Genomic DNA, 24,036 nt, shown 5'->3' with positions numbered 1-24,036 from the left:
GAAGCGTATACCGGGCTCAGATCAGAAGCCTGTGTCCAGCCAGGGAACGCGATCCCCGAGGAACGCGCGGGACGTCACCGCCACCGCTCCCCGGGTACGCTCGTCGACCAGACCGGCCGCGTGCAGCAGTCCGAGCGACGGCTTGCCGAGGTAGATCGCGCCGAGTTCCCGTACGCCGAGGACCAGGTCGGGCTGGCGGTCGGTCTTCTCGCAGGTCGCGCCACCGGGTCCACCGGCGAGCTGCCAGGAGCCGGCATTCCACGGGAGGAAGTCGTCCTCGATGCCCAGCACGACGTCGACGTCGGTCGCGTAGGTCCGCGCCGCGAGCGCCCGACCGACATCAGCCGGGCGCACCCACACCCCGTCGGCGGTCCTCGCACTGGCCGCCCTGGGGTCAAGCAGCAGCGACAGCAGCGGGTCGTCCGACGGCAGCCCTTCGTACGTCGTCTCGCGCAGCAGGTCCGGATCCAGCAGGAACTGCCAGAGCGCGACATGCGCCGCCAGGTCGTTCGAGTGCACCCGGGAGACGTCGATGAACCCCTTGTCGGTACGCCGGGTCCGGTAGTACGCGTAGCCCGCCAGCTCACCGTCCCGCTCGGCCAGCACACACCGCAGCGGCGAAGCACCACGAGTGTCGGTGACCACGTTCTCGCCGACGACGTACTGCTGCCATGCCTCGGTGCTGTGCTGGATCATCCCCGGCCGGGTGAGCGCCTCGGCGTTGTGGAACTCGGTGCACCGCTCGAGCGACTCGGCCGGATCGGCGAACCGGACCCGCACGTCCTCGACACCGGCGACCTTGCGGAGCTCGCGGGACTTCCTCTCGATGGTGATGTGCTGATGGTCCGAGGCCAGCCCGTAGCCGAACCGTCCGTAGATCACGGCCTCACTGGCGGTCAGCGCGGCGATCGGCTCGACGCCGCTCTCGTACACCTCGGTGAGCTGCTTGCGCATCAGGTCGCGCAGGATCCCGCGCCGACGATGCGTCGGACTGACGCCCACCAGCGTCACCCCCGCGGCCGGCACCACGGCGCCCGGAGCCGTCATCCGCAAGGAGAAGGCCGACGTGTGCCCGACGAGTTCCTTCCCGTCGGACGCGACGATGCTCCGCTCCCGCTCCCAGACGCGCCGCTCCAGCTCGAGCTGCACGTCACTCCAAGGCGCCGCGAACGCCAGGTTCAGCACCCCCAGCAGCTCGGTCCACTCACCCTCGAACCGCCCGATCCCAATCGTCATACCCCCTCCCTACCAGACCCCCCGATCTCCCGCCCACCTTTTCCAGCGGGCCCTCCCCACTTGCGCCGCTGGCGCCGTACGCCGTCGTTCGTGCCGTGTCCGGCGGTGAGGAAGTGCTTGTTGCCCTGGGCATCGGTCGGTCGTCCCACGTGATGTCGACCTCACCGACCGCGTCCCGGCACCCTAGCCAGGCCATCGCCCGTACGGGACCCGTTCCCGCCTTGACTGTTAACTCATCCGTCGCCCGCACGGTGCCGTGAGTGACGAGCGGGGGCGACGTGCGGAGTACAGGAGAATTTCCCGGCAGATTGAGGAAAACTGGAGGCAGGGCGGGAAATGCGGTGGACCCCCGACCCTGGACTGTTGAAAACCGTTTTCATATAGTGGGGGGATGGCCGCCCAGATGAAGACTCCGCTGACCCTGCTCGTCGGGCTCTCGACGACGCTTCGCGACCCTGTGCTCGACGCCTTGCTGGACGCCACCACGGTGGCGGTGGTGGTGGAGCAGGATGAGTTGCCCGGCCGCGGAGTGCTGTCCTGGCGGGTGTTCGACGGCTCCGGCGCGATCGAGGCCGGTGAGTTTGCCGTGGGCGACGATTGTGGTGCCTGCCAGCTGATCGAGTCGTTGTTGCCGTTGCTCGAGGCACTCGTCGCGCGCGGGCACTGGCAGCACGTAGTACTGGCTGCTCCGCCGGCGATGGAAGCGCGCCCCTTGGCGAACGCGTTGGTGGCGACGTTGCCCGACGTACGGGTCGACACGGTCACCTGCGTGGTCGACGCGGTGCTGCTGGTCGAGCAACTGTCCGGCGACGAACTGCTCGACGAACGCGGCCTCGCGCTCGGACCACCCGACCGGCGCAACGTCGCCGAACTCACCGCACGGCAGATCGAGTACGCCGATGTCTGCGTGCTCGCGAACGCCCATCGCAGCGCGGCTCCCGAGCGCCTGCACAACCTCCTGACGCACCTGAACCCCCGTACGACGGTCGTGGACGCCGACCCCGTCGGAGTACCGGCCCGGCCAGTCGCGCGGACCGGGTTGTTCGACTTCGCGGAGGCTGAGGCGTGGGCGGGAGATCTGGCCGCGGAGGCTCGCCTGCAACCGAGCGGCGACGGGGTCACCACGGTGTTGTGGCGGTCGACGCGGCCGCTGCACCCCGCGCGGCTGAACGACGCGCTCGAGGACATCGTCGACGGCGTGGTTCGCAGCCGGGGCGTGGTGTGGCTCGCCAGCCGGCCGACGCAGCGCGTGCGCTGGGAATCGGCCGGCTTCAGTGCCTCCCTCGGCACACTCGGCGAGTGGTCCGACAGCGAACACCTCGCCGAGTGCACGGTCGTCGCCACCGGCGTTGGGCTCGACCCAGCCCGCTTGCAGGCGATTCTCGACGCCTGCCTGCTGACCGAGTCCGAGCTGGCCACCCTCGACTGGCAAGCCCTCGAAGACCCCTTCGCCGGCGTCTTCTGAACGCCTACTCGCGCACGGTGGCGAGGTGCGCAGCGGCGACGCATCGGAGGTGGTCGAGGTCGGAGGAGACGGTCGCGTACGTGTACCCCTCGGTCAGTCGTTGCCGCGCCACCTCACCGCTCGGCGTATGGATGCCCGCGGCAACTCCGGCGTCGGCCGCGACCCGGGCGATCAGCGCGATCGCCTCGTCGAACTGGTCAGCCACATCCGGATCCCCCGGGAACTTGCCGCCCACCGCCAGGCACAGATCCGACGGCCCGACATAGATCCCGTCGAGCCCAGGTGTCGCGCAGATCGCCGCGACGTTCTCCAGCCCGGCACGCGTCTCGATCATCGCGAGCACCACGGTGGCGGCGTTCGCTTCCGCCGGCGTCGGCCCGATCCGCAGCCCGGACCGCGTCGGCCCGTACGACCGGATCCCCGACGGTGGGTACCGCGCCGCCCGGACCGCCTGCGCCGCGTCCTCCGCGGTGTCGATCAGCGGGACGATCACCCCGGCCGCGCCGGCGTCCAGCGCCCGCCCGATCGGCGTCGCGTTGTTCGCCTCGACCCGCACCATCCCGACCGTCGCGCTGTCCGCCGCGTCGATCGCGATCAGCCCGTCGAGTATCCCGCGGGTGCTGAGCAGGCCGTGCTGCGCGTCGAGCACCACGTAGTCGTACCCGACGCCCGCGATCCGCTCCGTGGCGGCGGGCGCATCCAGAATGACCCAGTAACCGACCGCGGGCCGGCGGGCCCTGAGGTGGTCGGCGAAGTCCTGTGAGCTCATCGATCCTCTTTCAGCTGCGCCACGGACAGGTGAGCCGGGCGACAGCGGTTCAGCCGAGCAACGGGAGCCGGACCGCGGAGGGTCCCAGCATGTCCAGGTCGTCCTCGTCGAGCGGCACCCGCCCCGTTGCCTTCAGCACGTAGGTGGTCGTGTCCCACCCGATCACATCCCAGGCCTCCGGGCCGAACAGCCCGTCCAAGGTGCGGGCAGTCACCTGCAGTCCCTCCGGATCCGGCTCGGGCGCGTCGGGCAACTCCATGATCAGGTCGAGGTGGTGCACGGTCGCCTCGACCACGAGCGTGGCGGCGAAATCCGTCGCGCGGAGCACGTGTCCCTGGGTCTCGATCCTGCGGCCCTTCTCGGCCAGGGCGACCGCGCCCGCCCGCACCGCCGCCTCGGACACGCCGCGCCAGTGCCCGACCAGCTTCTCGGACGGATGCCGGTACGCCGACGCCACCGTCCGTACGAAGCTCGCGTCAGGCTCGGGGTCTCCCTGGTCCCGGTGCGGGAAGTCCCGCCAGTAGCTGACGAAATCCCGGTCCGTCTCAGCCACCGTAGGTGTGGCGAACCCCATCAGCGCCCGCTCGGCGTCATACAGGAGATGGACGAGCAGCGGTCCGACCGCCAGGCCGGTGCACCACGTGTTCCGCGCGAAGTCCGCGTCCGTCAGGCCCTGCGCGACCTCGGTCAGCCGCCCATACGTCCGCCCGAGCGTCGCCGCCAGCCCCAACGGCAACGCCCCTAGCTCCGGTGCCCTCATCGAGTCTCCCTCGGTCCTGTATGAACATAACTCCGGGCAGGCCCATCCGTGCCATCATGCGGATCCATGAAGCCGCCCTTCACCGTGCAGCCGGGTGCCACCGGAATCCCGACCGACTGGGACGCCGTCGAGTCCTGGCTCGGGCTCCGCCTCCCTACCGACTACCACGCCCTCGCGTCGGAGTACGGACCGCTCGATGTCGGGGAGTACCTCTGGCTGCACGTTCCCTGCGTACAGGCGGGCAGGTTCGACTACGGGGTCTGGCTGAAGGACACGCAGGGCCGCTGCCGGAGTGCGGCGCGGAAGCTCCCGCCGTACGCGCCGCTGCTCTTCCACCCCGAGCCCGGCGGACTGCTCGCGTTCGGCGACACGAGGTCGGCGGACTGCCTGTTCTGGGACACGAGTGCCTCGGACGAGCCGGATCGGTGGCCGGTCGTGGTCTACGTCCAGGACGAGGTCAACGCCGGCCGGAATCCTTGGCGTCATCTCGGACTCACGCTCACTGAGCTGCTGGACTCACTCTTCCGTACCGGCGTGCCGCTGACCGATGCGCGCACGCTCGGGCCATTCCCGGCGACGGCCCGGCGTACTGCGTTCCTGTCGACGCCAACCGCCTGGGCACCGCCGGCGCCGGACCCGCCCGAGGACTCGGTACGCCGTGCCGCGCTGACGGAGGGCAGCGGCCTCGACGCGCTGCGGCGCCTCATACCTCCCCCGGCTCGTCCCTACGTCGGACTCGGCGACTGGGACGAGTTGTTCGATGCCTTGGGCACTCGGTTGCCCCGCGAGTACGTGGACCTGATGGAGATCTACGGCGGCGGCGCCTGGTCGTCGTGGCTCAACTTCATCAGCCCGCTGCGCAGCGAAGCTACGCAGGGCTACCAGGGGCTCGCTGATTTTGTCGAGCAGATCCTCGACGGGTATCGGAGCCTGCGCGCCGACCACCCGCAGTACCAGCCGCTCGCGGTCTGGCCGGAGCCCGGCGGCTTCCTGCCGTTCGCGGACTCGATCGACGGCGACGTGCTCGGCTGGCTCACGCTCGGCGAACCAATGACTGGCCGCTCATCGTCTATCCCCGCCACGAGAAGCAGGGCCCACCGTTGCCCGGTCGTCTGGTCGAAACGCTGCTCGACTGGCTCCGGGGACGGCCGATCCCCGGCTTCGCGAATCTCGACCAGGACGAGGACCCGCTGGACCACAGCACGTTCGAGCAGTGGAGCGCCACGACCTACCACTGACCTCGCTCCACCGCTGACGCCGTACTGCGTCCTAGACCGGCGGTACTCCGTGGCGGCGGTTGGAGAAGTGGCGGTCCTTCGTCTGGGCGGCGGCGAGCCGGGCGATCAACTCGTCGCGGAGGTGCTCCGGTTCGACGATCGCGTCGATCACCAGGTCGGCCGCGAGCCGGAGGATGTCGATGTCGGTCTCGTACTCCTCGCGGAGCTTGGAGACGTACTCGACCCGCTCGGTCGCGTCCGCGATCTCCTGGATCTTGTTGTAGTAGACCGCGTTGATCGCCGCCTCCGGGCCCATCACCGCGATCTTCGCGGTCGGCAGGGCGAGGCACGCGTCCGGCGAGAAACCCGGTCCGCACATCGCGTAGAGCCCCGCGCCGTAAGCCTTCCGGACGATCACCGACACCGTCGGCACGGTCGCCTCCGACACCGCGGTGATCATCTTCGCGCCGTGCCGGATGATCCCGGCCCGCTCGACCTCCGAGCCGATCATGAAGCCCGGTACGTCGCACAGGTAGATCAGCGGCACGTTGAACGCGTCGCACAGCCAGATGAACCGGGCCGCCTTGTCCGCCGAGTCGACGAACAGCACGCCACCCTTCACGGCCGGCTGGTTCGCCACGATGCCGACCACCTGGCCCGCGAGCAGGCCGAACCCGGTGACGAGCTCCGGCGCGTAGGCCGGCTTGATCTCGAAGAAGGTGTCGGCGTCGAGTACCGCGTCGATCACGTCGTGGATGTCGAACCCGATGCTCTCCTCGGCCGGAACCAGGTCCCGGGTGAAGTCACGCCCGGCCGGCGACGCGTCGTACGAGGGTGGGCCGGACTGCCACGAGCCGGGCAGGTAGGAGAAGTACTGCTTGGCGAGGTCGATCGCCTCGGCGTCGTCGGAGGCGAGCAGGTCGCCGCAGCCGGAGACGCTGGTGTGCATCCGGGCGCCGCCCATCTCCTCCAGCGTCACCTTCTCGCCGACCACCATCTCGGCCATCCGGGGCGAGCCCAGGTACATCGAGGCGTTGCCGTCGACCATGATCACCAGGTCGCAGAAGGCCGGGATGTACGCGCCGCCCGCGGCCGACGGGCCGAACAGGCAGCAGATCTGCGGCACCTTGCCGGACAGCGCGACCTGGTTGTGGAAGATCCGCCCGGCACCGCGACGGCCGGGGAACAGGTCCACCTGGTCGGTGATCCGCGCGCCGGCGGAGTCGATCAGCCAGAAGATCGGCAGTTCGTCGCGGATCGCGACCTCGGTGATCCGGACGATCTTCTCGACCGTCCGGGCACCCCACGAGCCGGCCTTGACGGTCGGGTCGTTGGCGACCAGCAGCGCGGGGCGGCCGTCGACCAGGGCCCGCCCGGTGACCACGCCGTCCGCGGGCAGGCCGGGGTTCAGCGCGTTGGCGAGCTGGGCGTCCTCGATGAAGCTGCCCTCGTCGACGAGCAGCGCGATCCGGTCCCGGACGTACAGCTTGTTCTGCGAGGCGAGCTTGGCCGCCGCCTTCTCGGGCGGCCCCAGCGTCGCCTCACGCGCGACCTTGACCTCGGTCCAGTGATCCCTCATGACAGCCTTTCTACCTGTTGCGTCCGAAGAAAGTGGGGCTATAGCCCTCGGTTCTTCGGACGCTAGGCGTTCATTCGACGGGAAGGCCGAGGCCGCGGGCGATGAGCATGCGCTGTACTTCGGACGTCCCCTCGCCGATCTCGAGGATCTTGGCGTCCCGGTAGAACCGCGTCACGGGGTACTCCTCCATGAAGCCGTAGCCGCCGAACACCTGGGTGGCGATCCGGGTCGCGGTGACCGCGGACTCGGTCGCGTAGAGCTTGGCGACGGCCGCTGCCTGCTTGAACTCCCGCATCGGAGCCCCCGCGTCCTTGAGCGCGGCCGCCCGGTAGACGAGCAGCTCGGCCGCGTCGGCCATCACCTTCAGGTCGGAGATCTGGAAGGCGACCCCCTGCTTCTGTCCGATCGGCACGCCGAACGTCTTGCGCTCCCCGGCGTACTGGATCGACATCTCCAGGCACGCCTTGATGCAGCCGAGCGCGACCGCGCCGATGGCGACCCGGCCGTCGTCGAGGGTGGCGAGGAACTGGCCGAACCCCTTGCCGCGCTCGCCGAGCAGGTTCGCCTCCGGTACCCGGCAGCCGCTGAACGACAGCGGGTGGGTGTCCGAGGCATGCCAGCCGAGCTTGTCGTACGCCGCCTCCGCCACGAAGCCCGGCGTACCGGTCGGGACGATGATCGTGGAGATCTCCGGGCGGCCGTCGGGCTTCTCGCCGGTCCGCGCGGTCACGGTGACCAGCGAGGTGATGCTCGAGCCGGAGTTGGTGATGAACTGCTTCGAGCCGTCGATCACCCACTCACCATTGTCGAGGACGGCTCTCGTCTTGGTCGCGCCCGCGTCGGAGCCGGACTCCGGCTCGGTCAACCCGAACCCGGCCAGCGTGCGGCCCGCGACGAGATCGGGCAGCCACTGCTGCTTCTGCGCGTCGGTGCCGAAGGTGAGGATCGGGTTGATGCCGAGCCCGACCGCCGCCTCGAGCGTGATGCCCATCGACTGGTCGACCTTGGAGATCTCCTCGATCGCCACGCACAGGCTGGTGAAGTCCCCGCCGGACCCGCCGAACTCCTCGGGCGCGGTCAGCCCGAACAGCCCGAGCGCGCCCATCTTCTGGACCACCTCGACCGGGAAGTAGTGCTTGCGGTCCCACTCGGCGGCGTGAGGCGCGATCTCGGCCCGGGCGAAGTCGCGCACGCTGTGGGCGAACTCGCGGTGCTCTTCGGACAGCTCGTACGACATGACTCTCTCCCGGCCCTCGTGATTGACGCTTACGTAAACGTAAAGCACGATGGGGTGCGTGCACAATGTTCCGGTGCCCCTGGCTTCACAGACGTGGTCGATCGCCGAGCTCGCCGCCGAGTACGACGTCACCCTGCGCACGATCCGGTTCTACGAGGACCGCGGCCTGCTCACCCCCGAGCGCCGTGGGACGGTCCGCGTCTACCACCCCCGCGACCGGGTCCGCCTCGGCCTGATCCTGCGCGGCAAACGCCTCGGCTTCTCCCTCGACGAGATCGCCACCATCGTCGATATGTACGACGCCGAACCCGGCGAGGAGGGTCAGCTCGTCTACCTCCTCGACCAGATCACCACCCGCCGCGCGGAGCTCGAGCAACGCCGCCAGGACATCGACGAAACCCTCGAAGAACTGGCCGAGGTAGAGCGCCGCTGCGAAGCCGACCTCAACACCCTCCGCACCAGGTAGATCGCGGGACGCGCAGCCATAGGCGTGAGGCGACGCAGGGACTACCGTGAACGGGCCGCCGCACACGAGGCGGAGGGGGAGGAACCGTGAGCGAGACCGGTATGACAGCGTCTTCACCGACCGGCACCGAGGGGCCGCCGTCCTACTCGCTCGCGGCGGACGAGGTTGTCGCCGCGGCCCGGTCCGACGCCGTTTCAGGGCTTTCCGGGACCGACGCGGCAAGCCGGCTCTCGTCGTACGGCCCGAACGAGATCGCGGCGGAGAAGCCGCCCTCGATCCGGGCCATCGCGGTTCAGCAGCTCCGCGACCCCATGAACCTCATGTTGGTCGGGGTCGTGGTCGTGAGCCTGCTGATCGGGGAACTCTCGACCGGGATCATCGTCGCCCTGCTCATCCTGCTGAACGTCGGACTGGGCACCCGCCAGGAGCTGACGGCGCGGGCGAGCGTCGACGCCCTCGCCAAGATGCAGGTACCGCAGGCGCGGGTGGTCCGCGACGGCGACCTGACGCTGGTCGCGGCCACTCAGGTGGTTCCGGGTGACATCGTCCAGGTCGAGGCGGGCGACATCGTGCCCGCCGACGGCCGGATCGTCCGGTCCGCGACGCTGGAGGCGCAGGAGGCGGCGCTCACCGGGGAGAGCGCGCCGATCGCCAAGGACGCCGGCACGTTGACCTCCACCGATGTCGCGCTGGGCGACCAGACCAACATGCTGTTCCAGAACACCTCGGTGACCCGGGGCACCGGCACGATCCTGGTCACCGCGACCGGGATGCAGACGCAGATGGGCCAGATCGCGACGATGCTCACCTCGGTGACCCGCACCCGGTCGCCGCTGCAGCGGGAGCTGGACTCACTGACGAAGATCCTGGGGATCGTTGCCTGGGGAGCGGTCGCGATCATCGTGGTGGCCGGCCTGCTCCGCGGGGTGCCGGGCAAGGACGTGCTGCTGCTCGGCACCGCGATGGCCATCTCGGCGATCCCGACCGGCATGCCTGCGTTCGTCTCCGGCCTCCTCTCGCTCGGCGCGAAGCAGTTGGCCGCGGCGAAGGCGGTGGTGAAGAACCTCACCGATGTCGAGACTCTCGGCGCCACCAGCGCGATCAACACCGACAAGACCGGGACCCTCACGTTGAACCAGATGATGGTCTCGACGTTGTACGCGAGCGGGTCGTGGTTCACCGTCGACGGCGAGGGGTATCGCAAGAGCGGCGCGATCCGCTCGGTGGCCGGCACCCCCGTCCCGGACTTCACCCGCCTCGGCCTGGGACTGGCCCTCGACAGCGACGCGGTGGTCGGTGACGACGGGTCGGTGATCGGCGACCCGACCGAGGCGGCGCTGGTGGTGCTGGCGGCGAAGCTCGGCATCGACGCGGAGGAGACCCGGCGGGCCTACCCGCGGCTGTCCGAGGTTCCGTTCGATTCCGAGTACAAGTTCATGGCGACGTTCCACCGAGTGAAGATCGACGGTGTCGAGTACGTCATCGAGCTGGTCAAGGGAGCGCCTGACGTCGTCGTCGCGCGCTGCAGCCAGGCGGGGGGACCGCTCAGCAGCTCGCAGGTCCCGATCGCGGAGTCGCGCGCGGGCATCGACGAGGCCAACGTACGGATGGGGCAGAAAGGCCTGCGGGTCCTGGCGTTCGCGGCCCGCCTCATCACCGACGACGAACTGGCCACGATGACCAATGATCCGATGTCCTTGACCCAGGGGCTGTCGTTCGTCGGGATGGCCGGAATCATCGACCCGCTGCGCGCGGAGGCGAAGAGCGCGGTCAGGATCGCGCTCGAGGCCGGCATCGACGTACGCATGATCACCGGTGACCATGCGGTCACCGCTCAGGCGATCGGCGAGGACCTGGGCCTTGGTCCCGGAGCGGTCAGCGGCACGGAACTGCGGGCGATGACCGACGAGCAGTTGAAGCAGCGCTTGCCCGAGCTGCACGTGTTCGGGCGGGTCACCCCCCAGGACAAGCTGAGGCTCGCCCGGGCCATGCAGGAGCAGGGCATGATCGTCGCGATGACCGGCGACGCGGTCAACGACGCGGCCGCGCTCAAACAGGCGGACATCGGGGTGGCGATGGGGAGCGGCAGCGAGGTGACCAAGCAGGCCGCGCGGATGGTGCTCACCGATGACAACTTCGGCACGCTCGTGCACGCCGTGGAGATCGGCCGGCGCGTCTACGACAAGGTCGTCTCGTACGTGCGCTACCAGATGACGCAACTGCTGTCGCTGGTCTTCCTCTTCCTCGCCGCTTCGGTGGTCAACATCAACGAGGGTGTCGCGATGACTCCGCAGATGGTGTTGTTCCTGCTGTTCTTCGCGACGGCGGTCGGTGTCGTCATCATCGCTGTCGATCCCGGTGATCCCGACGTCATGCACCGTCCACCGCGTGACCCCGCCGTCCCGATCACGAACCGGAGCGCCGTGATCATGTGGATCGGCTATGCCCTCGTGCTGTTCATCGCCGCGCTGGCACCCCTGGTCGCGGGGCCGGACGAGCCGAGTACCACGCAAGGCAGCGTGTCGATGACCATGACCTTCGTGGTGATGGGTCTGGGGACCACGTTCAACGCGCTGGTCAACCGCCGCGACCCGACCAGCGGATTGACCCCACCGATCATGAAGGCGCTGGCGATCGGTCTCATCCCCGTCGTCCTACTCTTCCTGGCGACCCAGCTCCCCTCGCTCCAGAAGGGGCTGCTCACCGTCCAGCTCAGTCCGCGCCAGTGGCTCACCTGTGCGGGCCTGGCCGCGCTTCTCCCGATCGTCGTCGAGGTCAGCAAGGCGATCAGGAGGCGCCGGCAGCCGAAGCCGGCGACGCTCGACCCGGAGTACGCCGTCGCGCCGGCTCGTGCCCGGAGCACGTCCCAGGCGTAGATCCCGGAGGAGGCACGGGTCAGACGGGGTCCCCGGGGAGGTGGACCACGCGCACCCCGGCAGGGAGTGCGGCGCCACCGGCGAGCAGCGCGCCGTCCAGCCAGGCCTCGATCAGCTTCGCCAGCTCCTCCGGGTGGCTGAAGTTCACCGCGTGCGCCGCCTGTTCGACGAGCGCGACCGCCAGCTGCTCGGGAGCGAGCCGGACCACCTCGGCGACGCGGGACGGAGACGGCATGAGCGGGTCCCGGCCACCCAGGACGGCCAACGTCGGGACGGGAGTGTGCAGCAATCGCTCCAGTGACGGGAAGAGGGTCAGCTCGTGGAACAGGCGCAGGCCGTTGACCGGCCCGAACCTCAGATAGTCCGGAAGCGCGACCGGGGCCATCCTCGGGCTCTCACGCATCACGTCCACGGCCAGCTGGCCCAGCCCGCGGGCCAGCGGCTGGTTCTGCCCGCCCCCGGCGGGAGAGACCAGGACAAGGCGGTGGACCCGCTCGGGCGCCTCGTACGCCACCTCGAGCCCGATCGGACAGCCCATCGAGTTCCCGATCAGCACTGCCTGGTCGATGTCCAGAGCGTCCAGGATCGCCAGCAGGGCGCCGGCCAGAGCGCGAACGTCAAGGACGTGGTCGCGCCGCTCGCTGCGGCCGTAGCCCGGCAGGTCCGGGACTACGTTGAGCCAGCGGCCGGCCAGGCTGCGTGCCGTGGGCATGAGGTACGTGCCAGAGATGGCGAAGCCGTGGATGTGGACGAGGGGCACGCCACTGCCACCCACACTGCGCCGGACGTGGACGGACCTGCCCTCGACGCGTACGTGCTCCGTAACCCACCCGTCGTCGGTCGCCATGGCGGATTCTCTCCCGGGTCGGGACGGGTGCGCCAGGGTCCAGCCTCACCCGGGAGGGGTGATGCAGAACGCTCTCCCGAGCGTTCGACTGATGGTCGAACGATCCCGTGAACGGCAGTGCCGGATCCAGCCGGTGGGGGGAAGCGGATGACATCTCGCGAGCAACGGATCGCCGACTTCATCCAGGCGTTCCGCGTCGAGCCGGGTTCGAAGGTCAGGCTGGCCAAGGACTTCGATCCAGCCTTCAAGGGCACAATCCATTCCAAGAAGGAAGGCCGTCGGCTGCTGGCAGAGGGGACGGACCTGCTGGCCGAGTATCAGTCGCGGCTGTACGCACAGCACACCCACGGCGTGCTGGTGGTGCTGCAGGCGCTCGACGCCGGCGGCAAGGACGGCACCATCCGGCACGTGATGACCGGGGTCAATCCCCAGGGTGTGTCGGTGCACAGCTTCAAGGTCCCCTCCAGCGCGGAGCTGGATCACGACTATCTGTGGCGCTACGGGCTGCGCCTGCCCAGTCGCGGTGAGATCGGCATCTTCAACCGCTCGCACTACGAGGAGGTGCTCGTCGTCCGCGTGCACCCAGAGCTCCTCGACCGGCAGAACCTGCCCCGCAGCTCCCGCGGCCAGGGGATCTGGAAACAGCGTTTCCAGGAGATCAACGAGTGGGAGCGAACCCTCAGCCGCAACGGCATCAAGATCGTGAAGCTCTTCCTGAACCTGTCCAAGGAGGAGCAGCGGACCCGCTTCCTGCGGCGGATCGACCTCCCTGACCACAACTGGAAGTTCTCCTCGGCCGACCTCCGCGAGCGGGAGTACTGGGACGACTACCAGCGGGCGTTCTCGAAGGTGCTGTCCAACACCAGCACCGAGTGGGCCCCGTGGCACGTGATTCCCGCCGACCGCAAGTGGTACGCCCGCATCGCCTCGGCCGCGGTGATCGCCAACGCGATGATCGAGATCGATCCTCGCTACCCCACGATCGACAGCGACGCACGACAAGCGCTCCTGGAGGTCAAGAAAACCCTCGAGGCACAGTCGCCGGAGGGGGCGGCGCCAGATCCGTTCGAAGCAGGGTAGGCCGAGGTCGTCATCCAGAGGTGTTCGGGTCTGTGCCAAGAGCGTCGCGGAGGGCGGCTCGGGTGGTGATGCCCAGCTTGGGGAAGATTCGGTAGAGGTGGCCGCTCACGGTGCGGGGTGAGAGGTAGAGCTTTGCGGCGATCTCCTTGTTCGTCAGGCCTGAAGCGGCGAGGGTCGCGATCTGTAGTTCCTGGCCGGTCAGGTTGGAGATGTCCGGAGCTGACTGGCTGGAAGCGAGGCCGGCGGCTCGCAGCTCCCGTTCGGCTCGGGCGGTCCAAGGATCGGCGCCGAGGGTTCTGAACGCGGTGAGAGCCCCTTGGAGCTGGACCTTGGCTTCGGTGAGTGCGCGGGCGCGGCGCAGGCGCTCTCCGTAGGCGAGGCGCACCCGGGCGACATCGAAGGGCCATTGGTCGACCGTGGGAAGGTTCAGCGCTTCCTCGAACAGTGCGGGAGCATCCTCGTCCGCGGCTGCCAGGCCGGCGGATCCCGCCGCCAGGATCGCCAGTCTGGGTGAGAGCTCCGAGAGTCTTGCGTCCTGCATGGCGCGTACGTGGCGGTCGGCCTCGGCCCGTCGGTCGGTACGTACCGCGGCTTCAACGAGGTCCATGGTGATCCACAGGCAGTGCGGAACGTGTGAGGCGAGGGTGCCGGCGGGGCTGACCGTCGACGCGTGGTGATAGGCGCTTTCGAAGTCGCCGCGTCCGAGGTCGCCGAGGACGAGGGCATGGTGGGCGAAGACCCTTGCCGTGCCGACACCTCGCGGACCCGCCCAGGCGATCATCTGTTCGGCCAGCACCCGGCTCGTCTCGAACCTGCCCCTGACCGCGGCCAGCAACGCCTGGTGATAGCGGAAGTACCAGCCGAAGAATCTGCCGCCACCCTCCTCGGTGAGCGAGAGCCCTTCCGCGGCGAGTTCCGCGGCCTCGTCCCACCTGCCTCGATGGAAGTCGTCGACGCAGATGTCCATGAGTGCCACCAGATGCCTTCTCGCCGGGCCACCCTCGCGGCCCAGCAGCACCGCCCGCCACAACGGCTCGCGAAGGTCCGCGAGCCGGTCGGCGTACCACGAGGCCTCCGCGAGGCTCTGCACCAGCTGAGAGTTGGTCTCGTCGTGAACAGCCTGCAGCGCCGCCATCAGACGAGGCAGAGCGCCGACGCCGGTGCGTGCCGGATCGGCGACCATGTCCACCGTCAGCGTGAGAGACGGCGGGGGTTCGTGCGAGAGACGCCCGAGCGCGGCGTACAGCGGCTTCCACAGTTCGCTGCGACCACCGAAGAAGCAGATCAGCAGCAGTGTCGCGAGCCCGTTGACGAGCTCGACGGGGTCGGCATCGCCGCGGTCCTGGCTGCCTTCGATGGCGCTGACCATCATGCGGTGGGCGGTGTCGATATGCGCGTCGCTGTTGAGCATCACCAACGTGGCAGCGGACGCGTAGTGCAACGACGAACTCGCCTGGCTGCCGGCTCGTCGGCTGCCTTCCAGCAGGTCCGCCGTACTCCGGACCTCGCCCATCGCCTCTGCGCCGATGTACGCGGCCGCGGCGAGCCGGCGACCGCGCTCGGCAGGGCTCGGGCTCAGATCGGAAGCGCGCGTGAGCAGGGCGACCGCGGACGTGTAGTCACCTCGCGCGACGACGTTGTGAGCCGCCTCCTCCAGGACCGCCGCGACCTGCTCGTCAGGCTCGACCGTGGCCTCGCCAAGGTGCCAGGCCCGGTGCTCGGGCTGGTTCACCAGGACTGTGGCCAGCCTGCGGTGCGCCGAGCGGCGTTCTGCCGAGGTGGTCGCCTCGACAACCGCCGAGCGGATGAGCGGGTGCCGGAACACCACCCGGTGCGAGTACTCCTTCACCTGCACCAGCCGGTCCCGCTCGGCCGGCGCCAGATCGTCGATCCGGTACGCCCCGTCGTTCGCGGCTTCGAGTACGGCGAGGTCGCCCGTGCCCTCCAAGGCCGCCGTGAGTAAGAGCTTCTTCGTCGCGTCCGGGAGTGTCGCGACGCGGGACACGAAATGCCTCTGCAAGTGGTGCCCGAGTGGCAGTACGGCGGGGAGCGGCTCATCGGCGGTGCGCTGCGGGTGGCTCAAGGTTCTCGGCAGCTCGAGCAGTGCGAGTGGAATGCCTTGCGCAGTGTCGAGAATCCGAGCCTTGACGGTCGCGTGGAGGTCCGGGAACCGAGCAGTCAGGAGTTGCCCGGCAGCTGCGTCATCCAGGGGCTTCAGCTCGTACTCCGGCAGCCCCGCCCGGTCGAAGAACCCCTGGTCCTCGCCGGTCCGGCTGGCCACCAGCAACCCCGCCCTGCTGCCGGCGAGCCTCCTGGCGACGAAGCTCAGGACGCCTGCGCTGGCCCGGTCGATCCAGGGCATGTCGTCGACGATCAGCAGCAGCGGCGATCGGGCTGCCGCCCTGCGCAGGAGGACGGCGGCGGCATTGGACACCAGCAGCTGGCCAGGGGGTGGGCCGTCCCCGAACCCGAGGGCCACCTGCAGCGCGTCCCGCTGTGCGGTGTTCAGCTCGTCGAACTCGTCGACGAGCGGGTACAACGCCTGGTTCAGCGCGGCGTAGCTGAGCTGGCCCTCGAGCTCGGTGCCCGCAACCCGCAGGACGGTCGCTGCCGACGCCCGGGCGTACTCCTCAGCGGCGTCGAGCAGCGTCGTCTTGCCCACACCAGGTTCTCCCGAGACGACCAGGCTCCCGCCGGTGACAGCGGCCTCGCGCACGAAGGTCCGGAGGAACTCCAGCTCCGGCAGCCGTCCGACGAGCACCACAGGTGAGAAGTCTCCTGGCGCGGCCGGAGGTACGTCGTCACGGCCACCCTCAGTGCGCGTCATTGACTCACCTCCGCGATCCGTCGGTTCCGGCGTGCAAGGAGTGCCGGGACCCGGCCCGCACTTACTCAACCACAGCCGATCGAGTCAGATGACTCATCCGCACCAGGCATCCGCAACGCCACAGTGGTCTGGCCCACCACGGGCCACCACGGGCCACCAGGTTCGTCGAGAGTTGATCGAAGAAAGGCACCACCCATGTCACACCACCTGGACTCACCGCTGGCACGTCAGGACGTCCGGCTCGACATCACCGACCTCTACGTGTTCCGCGGCGAAGCCGGCACCGTGCTCGCCATCAACGTCTGCCACTCGCTCGCCGGAGACATCCCGACGCCGGGCTACCACCCAGAGGGGATGTACGAGTTCAAGATCGACCTCGACCGCGACAGCGTCGAGGACCTCACCTACCGGTTCGTCTTCGGCGAGCGCGACGACCAGGGCCGGCAGTCCGTGACCGTGCACCGGATCACCGGCGAGGCGGCGTCCGACCCGTTCGTCGCGGGCACGGTCGTAGCCTCCGGACAGACCGAGCAGACGCTGGCCGGAGACGGCGGACTTCGCGTCTGGACCGGAAAGGCCGGCGACCCGTTCTGGATCGAACCCGACGTCCTGCACGCCGTCGGTCACGCCGTCCAGGACGGGACCACGATCGACCTCGGGACCTGGACCCCCGACCAGGCGAAGAACCTGTTCGCCGGGCACACCGTGTACTCGATCGTCCTCGAGATCCCCGACTCCGAACTGCTCGACCCCGCGCAGACGACCCGGCCGATCGACGTCTGGGCCGTCGCCAGCCTGGCCACGGACGCGGGCGGCTGGCGCTCGATCAACAGGATCGGGCTGCCGATGATCCACCCGCTGTTCACCCAGCTCAACGAGAAACTCGGAGACGAGCTCAACGGCGGCCGGCCCAGCGACGACCTCGAGACCTACGGGAAACTGCTGAGCTACGAGATCGCCGGCGTCGTACGCGCCTACGGCACGGCTGAGGACCCGGACGCGTACGCGGCGTCGGTCGTCCACCGGTTCCTGCCCAACGTCCTTCCGTACGTCGTGGGCACACCCGCAAGCTTCGGCTTCAACTCCTGGAACGGCCGGTCGCTCACCGACAACGCACCCAACGTCATGTTCTCGATCGCGGCCAACACGCCCGTCTCCCTCGGGATCGGCAAGGAATCCATCACGTCGAAGCCGCGAGCCTCCTTCCCGTACGTCCCGGCGGCGATCTGACGCCCCGGCGGCAACGAAGGACGAGAAGAACCCGCAACGAGACGGGCCGCACCGGACGCGACACCCGCGTCCGGTGCGGCCGGGGAGCGAGCACCAAAGTGACCGGCAACCGGACTGCCCGAAGAACCGCTGACCGAAGCCCCGTACGGCCGATCCTGGCGATGGGAACGTTCATCCTGCTGCTGCATGTGGCCGGATGGGGTGTACTCGTCGGACTGATCGCTCCAGGGCACTACAGCCTCGGCGTACATGGCGGGTTCGGGCTGGGCCTCGGGCTGACCGCCTACACGTTGGGCATGCGGCACGCGTTCGACGCCGACCACATCGCGGCGATCGACAACACGACCCGGAAACTGACCGCCGCCGGGCAGCGACCGGTATCCGTCGGGTTCTGGTTCTCCCTCGGCCACTCCAGCGTCGTCTTCGGCTTGTGTCTCCTGCTTGCCCTCGGTGTCCGTTCACTGGTCGGCCAGGTGGAAGACGAGTCTTCCGCGCTCCAGTCGGCCACGGGTTTGATCGGCACGGCCGTGTCCGGCGTGTTCCTGGTCGCCATCGGCCTGGTCAATTTCGTCGTACTCGCCCGGATCGCAGGGATCTTCCGCCGGATGCGGCAGGGCGAGCTCGACGAGACCGAACTCGAGGCCCAACTCAACCACCGCGGCCTGCTCAACCGGCTGCTGCACCCTCTGACTCGAGCCGTCCGCAAACCGCGCCACATGTACCCGATCGGGCTGCTGTTCGGCCTCGGGTTCGACACCGCGACCGAGGTCTCGCTACTGGTGCTCGCCGGCGGAGCCGCGGCCTTCGCACTGCCCTGGTACGCCGTCCTCGTCCTGCCCATCCTCTTCGCCGCCGGCATGAGCCTGCTGGACACCATCGACGGCTGCTTCATGAGCTACGCCTACGGCTGGGCGGCGATCAAACCAGTCCGGAAGGTGTTCTACAACCTCGTCATCACGGGGTTGTCCGTGGCCATCGCTCTCGGCATCGGCACCATCGAGATCCTGTCCATCGTGACCAACCAACTCCACCTCGAGTCCGGACCACTGACCGCCATCAGCCGACTCGACCTGAACCAGGTCGGCCTCGTCATCACCGGCGTCTTCGCCCTCACCTGGATCGTCGCTCTGCTCGTCTGGCGCTACGGCCGGATCGAGCAACGCTGGACCATCCGGCCGACCGACCACGCCCGCTGACACCTCGTTGCGTCGGGCAACGGCTACAGCTTCTCGATCGAGCTCGACCCGCCGCCGCGGCACCTTCATCTAGGGTGCACGTCAGGAGGTGGGCGTCGTGCAGAGTCTGTCGATTCACCTGGAAGACGGCTTCGACAACGATGAAGTGATGGTCTGGATCGATGGCGCCGCGGCCCATCACCTACTCCAGGTGACGTCCAAGCTACTGCTCGGCTACGCGCGGATTGTGGATTGCGGTGTATCGGGGCCGACGGCCCGGATCCGCATCGAGGTCGTGAGTCGGGGCCTACAGGCCGAAACGATTGTGCCCGCCGCCGGCGCCGTACTCGCATCCATTCGTGGGGACGAGCTTGAATTACGACATCAAGGCGAAGCTCCCGGGTATCTGTAGGGCCCGGCCTGTTGCGTGGTCGTTCGTACCGGCGCACAGTGGGCGGAGGGGGCAGCGCCTGCGGCATAGTCTCAGGCATGAGCGCGAAACGCCGTTCAGTAAGGCGGCGAGTCGTAAGTGCTGACCTGATCAGTCAGTGTTACGACAAGGGGACGCCAGCATGGAAACTGGCAATCGCGGGGACGACGCAGAGTTCACGCCAGCTCCTTTCCCGCCTGATCCGGGCCCGGCTCCGCCGATACCCGGACCACCATTTCCGCAGACTCCGGCAAGTGAGCGGCCGGCGGACCAGCCGTGGACACCACCCGTGGACTGGTGGCGGTGCTTCCGGCTCGGACCAGTGAGCGGTCGCTACGAGGGCCGTCAGGCCGGCCCGTGGCTGTCGGCGACGATCTTGGACCTGCGGGTCGACATCGACCAGAGGTACAGCACCAATTCACCGGTACTGAACCGAATCAGTGCTGACGTCTACGCTCAACGACCCGTACTGGCACCGGCGAACCCGGTCGGTCCGCCCGGACCGATGACAGTGGCGCGGACCTATGTCGAGTCATGGATCCTTGACGCCCCACAGGTCGAGTGGTCGCGTTGCCGGGTGGAGATCACCGGCTCCGTCCGATACTGGCTGGGTTCACATCCGCCGACCCGTCTCAAGATCGTCATTCCATGGACGCAGGGCGCCGTCGGTCCTGCCCAAGTGAGTCTCGAAGCCGCAGGCGCGGCAACACTCATGTACAGCTGCACATTTCGCTCTGACAATTTCCGCGACGTGGTCCTGGAGACCGACTACTGCCGATCCGTCAACCAGCCCCCGCAGTTGCCGGCCTACGACACGCACGCGCACGGCGTGCACCCTGTCGACACGCCCCAACGCTTGCTGACCGTCGAGAATGTCTACCGCGAAGCAGGGATAGGCGTCTCTGTCGCTGCTCAGCACACCGACCTGGATGACAGCGCAGCCGGTTTCGCGTCGTGGTCCCCAGCAGAACTGCATGATGCGATGGAGCAGGCGTACAGCCGATTCCCGGAGGTCTGGCCGGCGTGGCACCTGTGGGGACTCTTGGCCGGCGCCTACGACGATCCCAAAACGGGCGGACTCATGTTCGACGCCGGCGCGCAGTACGGAGGTGCCGGCCGTGGCCCGGATCGCCAGGGTTTCGCAGTCTTCCGAGATCACCGCTGGTTCGACAGCCTGGTCGCGCAGCCACCGACGAGCCAGAACGAGGCTGCGGCCATGCGTCAGTTCTTGTACACCTGGGCACATGAAGCGGGGCACGCGTTCAACCTGCTGCACTCGTGGAACAAGGCGCGGCCAGACGCGTTGTCCTGGATGAACTATCCGTCGAAATACGATGCCCGCAACGGTCAGGATTCCTTCTGGAGCGAGTTCAGGTTCCGCTTCGACGACCAGGAGCTACTGCATATCCGGCATGGTGATCGTGCTTCGGTCATCATGGGCGGTGACCCTTGGGCATCTGGCGGTCACCTCGATGCACCGACCGGTGGCACGATGGAGTCCGAGCCGGGGAGCCCGCTGGAGTTACTGCTGCGCTCCAAGCCGTACTTCGGTTTCATGGAACCGGTCGAGATCGAGGCGCGGCTCCGGAACCGAACGACGATGTTCATCGACGTCGATGGCAGGCTCGATCCACGATTCGGCAACACCGTCGTGTACGTGAAGGACCCGAGCGGCGACGTCGCGATGTTCAATCCCGTCGTCTGCGAGCTCGGCGAGCCGAGTCCGATGAGACTGGAGCCGCTGGCAACGGACGGGTCGAACGAGGGGCGGGATCGCTACAGCGCGCCTGTCTTGCTGACCTATGGGACCCGGGGATTCATGTTCGACCGGCCAGGCCGGTACGAGGTGCGCATCGCCTACAGCAGTGGCGGCATCCTCCTGACCTCGAACACGTTGCGCATCCGGATCGGACGACCGATGAGCCGTGAAGAGGACCGCTTCGCCCAGGTCTACTTCACTCCTGACGTGGGGCTCACGCTCGCGGTCGACGGCTCACAGTCTCCGTTCCTTGCGGACGGCATGAGCGCATTGCGTGAAGCCGCTGAGCGATTCGGCAACGAGGACCTCGGGGTGAAGGCCGGTCTGGTCGTCGCGAGGAGCGTTGGCGACGACTTCTTCCGCCGCCAGGGCGACAGGTTGGTGAAAACTCACACAGCTGATCCCGCGGAAGCCATCGCGATCACACAGCCCGCCCTCGACTACTACCGGGAAACGACCTCGAGCGCATCCAATCTCGCCTACAACGATGTCGGCCGTTTCCGCGCGACCATGCTTGCCGCCCAAGGCAGTGCGGATCTTGCGCGCCAGGAGCTCGGTGACTTGCGGGAGGATCTCGCCGCCAGAGGAGTTAACCAGCCTGTGCTGGATGACATTCGTGCCCTTGCCGAGACGCTGGAAATAGTTCCGACCACTTCAAGCCTTGAAGGCCTACGGCCGACGGGACGATCCTCAACCGGAGGGGGAGCGATGACAAGTCAGGAAATCGAGGAGCTCAAGAGCCGGGTCCTCGCAATGCAGGCGCAGTTGGTGGCGGTGACCGACCAGGAGTGGCAGGGCTACCTCAAGGTCCGCGACATCCTGGCGCTCGGCTTGGGAATCGATCGTCGAGGCGGTGAAGGCGTCGTCGATGCGGGCGGATCCGAGCCTGGTAATGCCTCGGGCCTCGGTGCCCACAGGTGCGCGATGATGGGCATCTTCGAGTCCTCTGACGGACCGGGCAACCTCGGCGAGTACGACGCCGGCGCCGTTCAGCGGTTCGCAGACCTCGGCGGATGACCTCGACGCAGGCGGGGACCGGACCGTTCATCGTGCCGGTCCCCGGCTGGCTGTACTCGGTGCCGTCGTCGGCCCACGAGCGCGAGAGGCTCGCCGGACGGCTGGCCGCGCTACGCGTCGTCCTGATCGGGCGCGCTGACGTCGCGGAGGCGGTCCGCGCGGCTCTGGCCGGGTCGGGGATCGAACCCGACCGCGTGGTCCGGGCGCCGTACCCGCGGCAGCGCGACGAACTCCCGGTGCTGATGGCGGGTGCGGATCTCGTTGTCGCGGTCGGTGATGGATCAGTGCCGGTGCTCCATCCGTGGGTCAACACGGCCGGCCTGCGGTCGGACATTCCGACAGTGCACGCCGACCTGCGGGGCACCCGGGCGACCATCGGTCCGTTGGTGCTGCCTGCCGAAGGCCCTTGCTACCTGTGCTGGCGGATGCGCGCACTGGCTTGTGAGGAAGACTTCACCGCGGCGATGGCGCTCGAGGAGAGGCGCGATGCCGATCGGTTGACGGATGAAGCGGCGAGACCGGCCCTCCCAGCCCTGCTGCCGATGGTCACCGGCGCGCTGGTGGCTGAACTGTTCGCGCTGACGCTGGCGATCGCGCCGCCGCGGCTGGCCGCCGGCGTGCTCACGATCGACGCGCTCGGTGGCGTCGAGGAGCTGCACCCGGTCCTGCCACGCCCGGACTGCCCGGCGTGTGCAAAAAAAGGCCGTCGGCCACTGGAGGCCGCGCTGCCGGACCAGGCTGAGGCTGGTCGCGCCACGACCGACTTCGACGGCATTGCCCGGCGCGCGGTCGATCGGCTGTGCGGGGTGGTCCGCACGCTGGAGGTGATGCCGAAGGACGTTGATGAGCCCGAGCGGCCGTTCGTCGTCCGCGCCGAGTTGGCGAACTCTCATTTCCGCGCGAGCACCCACGCCTTCGTGTCCTGCTCGGGCAAGGGCTGGACCAGGCGACAGGCTCGCGACAGCGCGCTCGGCGAGGCCCTGGAACGGTACGCCGCGATGACCTGGCAACCTGAGCGCAGGATCAGCTCGACGTACGACGGCCTGGACCGTCCCGGGCTGCACCCACGGGACCTGGTGCTGTTCGCAGACCACCAGTACGCCACGTTGCCGTTCCAGCCGTGGCGGCCGGGAACCGAGCTCGAGTGGGTGCCGGCACAGTCGATGGTGTCCGGCGAGGAGGTCTGGATTCCCTTGCTGGCAACGCATCTGGGCTACCGGCCGCCCGCCGCTGCCGCGTTGTTCCCGGCCACGTCGAACGGGTTCGCGGCCGGGCCGGACACGGCCGGCGCCACGCTGCGGGCGTTGCTCGAGGTGATCGAGCGGGACGCCTTTGCGATCGCCTGGTCGCATCGGCTGCCCGGCCGTTGCGTGGCCGGCACAGACGTACCGGACGCACAGACCCGCGCGATCGCCGCGACGCACGCACGGCGTGGTGTCGAGCTCGTGGTGCACCTGTTACCGACCGACACGTCGGCGGCCGTCGTCCTCGCGGTGGCGTGGTCTCCCCGGGCACCGGCCGCCGTGATCGGGCTCGCTGCCGCGCTGGAGCCGGTCGCCGCCGCACGGTCCGCGGTGCTCGAGGTCGCGCAGGTGAGGCCGCTGCTGCGCACCCGGCTCCGGCACGCCGCGGTACTTGCCAGGTTGGCGGAACTGGCGTCTGCGCCGTCCAAGGTCGCGACCCTGGACGACCACGATCTGGTGTACGCCGACCCGGCGGCGGCCGCCACCGGGATGCGATTCCTCCGCGAAGCCCCGCGGGAACCGTGGCCGGACCCGGAGCCGTCACTGATTGCCCAAGGCAACAATAACCTCGCGTCCCTGATCCGATCGCTGGCCGAGGTGGCGCCGGACGTGCTCGCCGTCGACGTCACGCCGCCCGATGTCGTCGCCCTGGGGGTCCGCGTGGTCCGCGGTGTGGTGCCGGGATTCGTGCCGATCTGGTTCGGTGCCGACCAGGCCCGGCTCGGCGGATCACGGCTGCTGGAGATGCCGGGCCGGATCGGGCTGCGACCGGGGCCGGCGCGGTTGGACGACCTCAATCTCGATCCGCACCCACTCGCGTGA

Annotated in this window: 17 protein-coding genes; 10 read left to right on the top strand and 7 right to left on the bottom strand. The window is 68.6% G+C overall.

Features of this window, described 5'->3' with window-relative positions; translation table 11 throughout:
• Positions 1–21: 21 nt before the first annotated feature.
• The gene (locus ACFPJ1_RS16325) at positions 22–1,236 is read right to left on the bottom strand and encodes a GNAT family N-acetyltransferase (protein ID WP_380104645.1); all 1,215 of its coding nucleotides are present in this window, start codon (positions 1,234–1,236) and stop codon (positions 22–24) included.
• Positions 1,237–1,627: 391 nt separating this feature from the next.
• Here ACFPJ1_RS16325 and ACFPJ1_RS16320 point away from each other — a divergent pair, with 391 nt between their 5' ends.
• On the top strand, positions 1,628–2,701 hold the full coding sequence (locus ACFPJ1_RS16320) for a CobW family GTP-binding protein (RefSeq protein ID WP_380104643.1): 1,074 nt from the start codon (positions 1,628–1,630) through the stop codon (positions 2,699–2,701).
• Between the two features lie 4 nt (positions 2,702–2,705).
• On the opposite strand, the gene ACFPJ1_RS16315 is transcribed toward ACFPJ1_RS16320, so the two are convergent.
• Both ACFPJ1_RS16315 and ACFPJ1_RS16310 read right to left on the bottom strand, forming a co-directional pair.
• Positions 2,706–3,470 (bottom strand): HpcH/HpaI aldolase family protein, encoded by a 765-nt coding sequence (locus ACFPJ1_RS16315; protein WP_380104641.1) that lies wholly within the window; start codon positions 3,468–3,470, stop codon positions 2,706–2,708.
• A 49-nt stretch (positions 3,471–3,519) separates the two neighbouring features.
• Positions 3,520–4,230 carry a maleylpyruvate isomerase N-terminal domain-containing protein gene (locus ACFPJ1_RS16310; protein WP_380104639.1) on the bottom strand — a complete coding sequence of 237 codons (711 nt, stop codon included), beginning with the start codon at positions 4,228–4,230 and terminating at the stop codon, positions 3,520–3,522.
• 1,100 nt (positions 4,231–5,330) lie between these two features.
• Between ACFPJ1_RS16310 and ACFPJ1_RS16305 the strand changes: the two genes are divergently transcribed.
• Complete coding sequence (locus ACFPJ1_RS16305; RefSeq protein WP_380104637.1) at positions 5,331–5,468, top strand: hypothetical protein; 138 nt, start codon at positions 5,331–5,333, stop codon at positions 5,466–5,468.
• A gap of 31 nt (positions 5,469–5,499) precedes the next feature.
• Here ACFPJ1_RS16305 and ACFPJ1_RS16300 read toward each other — a convergent pair whose 3' ends face one another.
• Together ACFPJ1_RS16300 and ACFPJ1_RS16295 are read right to left on the bottom strand one after the other, a co-directional pair.
• Positions 5,500–7,026, bottom strand: a complete 1,527-nt coding sequence (locus ACFPJ1_RS16300) for an acyl-CoA carboxylase subunit beta (RefSeq protein WP_380104635.1) — start codon at positions 7,024–7,026, stop codon at positions 5,500–5,502.
• Positions 7,027–7,096: 70 nt separating this feature from the next.
• A complete protein-coding gene (locus ACFPJ1_RS16295) occupies positions 7,097–8,263 on the bottom strand; it encodes an acyl-CoA dehydrogenase family protein (RefSeq protein WP_380104633.1) in 1,167 nt (388 codons plus the stop codon).
• A gap of 73 nt (positions 8,264–8,336) precedes the next feature.
• On the opposite strand from ACFPJ1_RS16295, the gene ACFPJ1_RS16290 reads away from it, so the two are divergent.
• Positions 8,337–8,729: a MerR family transcriptional regulator gene (locus ACFPJ1_RS16290; RefSeq protein WP_380104631.1), complete on the top strand. Its 393-nt coding sequence runs from the start codon at positions 8,337–8,339 to the stop codon at positions 8,727–8,729.
• An 86-nt stretch (positions 8,730–8,815) separates the two neighbouring features.
• Positions 8,816–11,605, top strand: a complete 2,790-nt coding sequence (locus ACFPJ1_RS16285; protein WP_380104629.1) for a cation-translocating P-type ATPase — start codon at positions 8,816–8,818, stop codon at positions 11,603–11,605.
• A 19-nt stretch (positions 11,606–11,624) separates the two neighbouring features.
• Here the strand turns inward: ACFPJ1_RS16285 and ACFPJ1_RS16280 are convergent, their stop codons facing one another.
• Positions 11,625–12,452: an alpha/beta fold hydrolase gene (locus tag ACFPJ1_RS16280; RefSeq protein ID WP_380104627.1), complete on the bottom strand. Its 828-nt coding sequence runs from the start codon at positions 12,450–12,452 to the stop codon at positions 11,625–11,627.
• A gap of 147 nt (positions 12,453–12,599) precedes the next feature.
• Between ACFPJ1_RS16280 and ACFPJ1_RS16275 the strand changes: the two genes are divergently transcribed.
• Complete coding sequence (locus tag ACFPJ1_RS16275) at positions 12,600–13,532, top strand: polyphosphate kinase 2 family protein (RefSeq protein ID WP_380104626.1); 933 nt, start codon at positions 12,600–12,602, stop codon at positions 13,530–13,532.
• 10 nt (positions 13,533–13,542) lie between these two features.
• On the opposite strand, the gene ACFPJ1_RS16270 is transcribed toward ACFPJ1_RS16275, so the two are convergent.
• On the bottom strand, positions 13,543–16,359 hold the full coding sequence (locus ACFPJ1_RS16270; protein WP_380104624.1) for an ATP-binding protein: 2,817 nt from the start codon (positions 16,357–16,359) through the stop codon (positions 13,543–13,545).
• A gap of 195 nt (positions 16,360–16,554) precedes the next feature.
• On the opposite strand from ACFPJ1_RS16270, the gene ACFPJ1_RS16265 reads away from it, so the two are divergent.
• From ACFPJ1_RS16265 to ACFPJ1_RS16245, 5 genes are all read left to right on the top strand, one after another.
• Positions 16,555–17,589 carry a DUF4331 family protein gene (locus ACFPJ1_RS16265; RefSeq protein ID WP_380104623.1) on the top strand — a complete coding sequence of 345 codons (1,035 nt, stop codon included), beginning with the start codon at positions 16,555–16,557 and terminating at the stop codon, positions 17,587–17,589.
• A 98-nt stretch (positions 17,590–17,687) separates the two neighbouring features.
• Complete coding sequence (gene nicT / locus ACFPJ1_RS16260) at positions 17,688–18,785, top strand: Nickel transporter NicT (protein ID WP_465261075.1); 1,098 nt, start codon at positions 17,688–17,690, stop codon at positions 18,783–18,785.
• A gap of 97 nt (positions 18,786–18,882) precedes the next feature.
• Positions 18,883–19,176: a hypothetical protein gene (locus ACFPJ1_RS16255; protein WP_380104620.1), complete on the top strand. Its 294-nt coding sequence runs from the start codon at positions 18,883–18,885 to the stop codon at positions 19,174–19,176.
• Positions 19,177–19,771: 595 nt separating this feature from the next.
• On the top strand, positions 19,772–21,970 hold the full coding sequence (locus tag ACFPJ1_RS16250) for a hypothetical protein (protein WP_380104618.1): 2,199 nt from the start codon (positions 19,772–19,774) through the stop codon (positions 21,968–21,970).
• Positions 21,967–24,036 (top strand): TOMM precursor leader peptide-binding protein, encoded by a 2,070-nt coding sequence (locus ACFPJ1_RS16245; RefSeq protein WP_380104617.1) that lies wholly within the window; start codon positions 21,967–21,969, stop codon positions 24,034–24,036. The genes ACFPJ1_RS16250 and ACFPJ1_RS16245 overlap by 4 nt, the downstream gene beginning before the upstream one ends.

Origin of the sequence: Kribbella qitaiheensis (assembly GCF_042657745.1) — a bacterium.
In the GTDB taxonomy this organism is placed as follows: Bacteria; Actinomycetota; Actinomycetes; order Propionibacteriales; family Kribbellaceae; genus Kribbella; species Kribbella qitaiheensis.
This window is presented reverse-complemented; position numbering and strand designations above follow the sequence as displayed.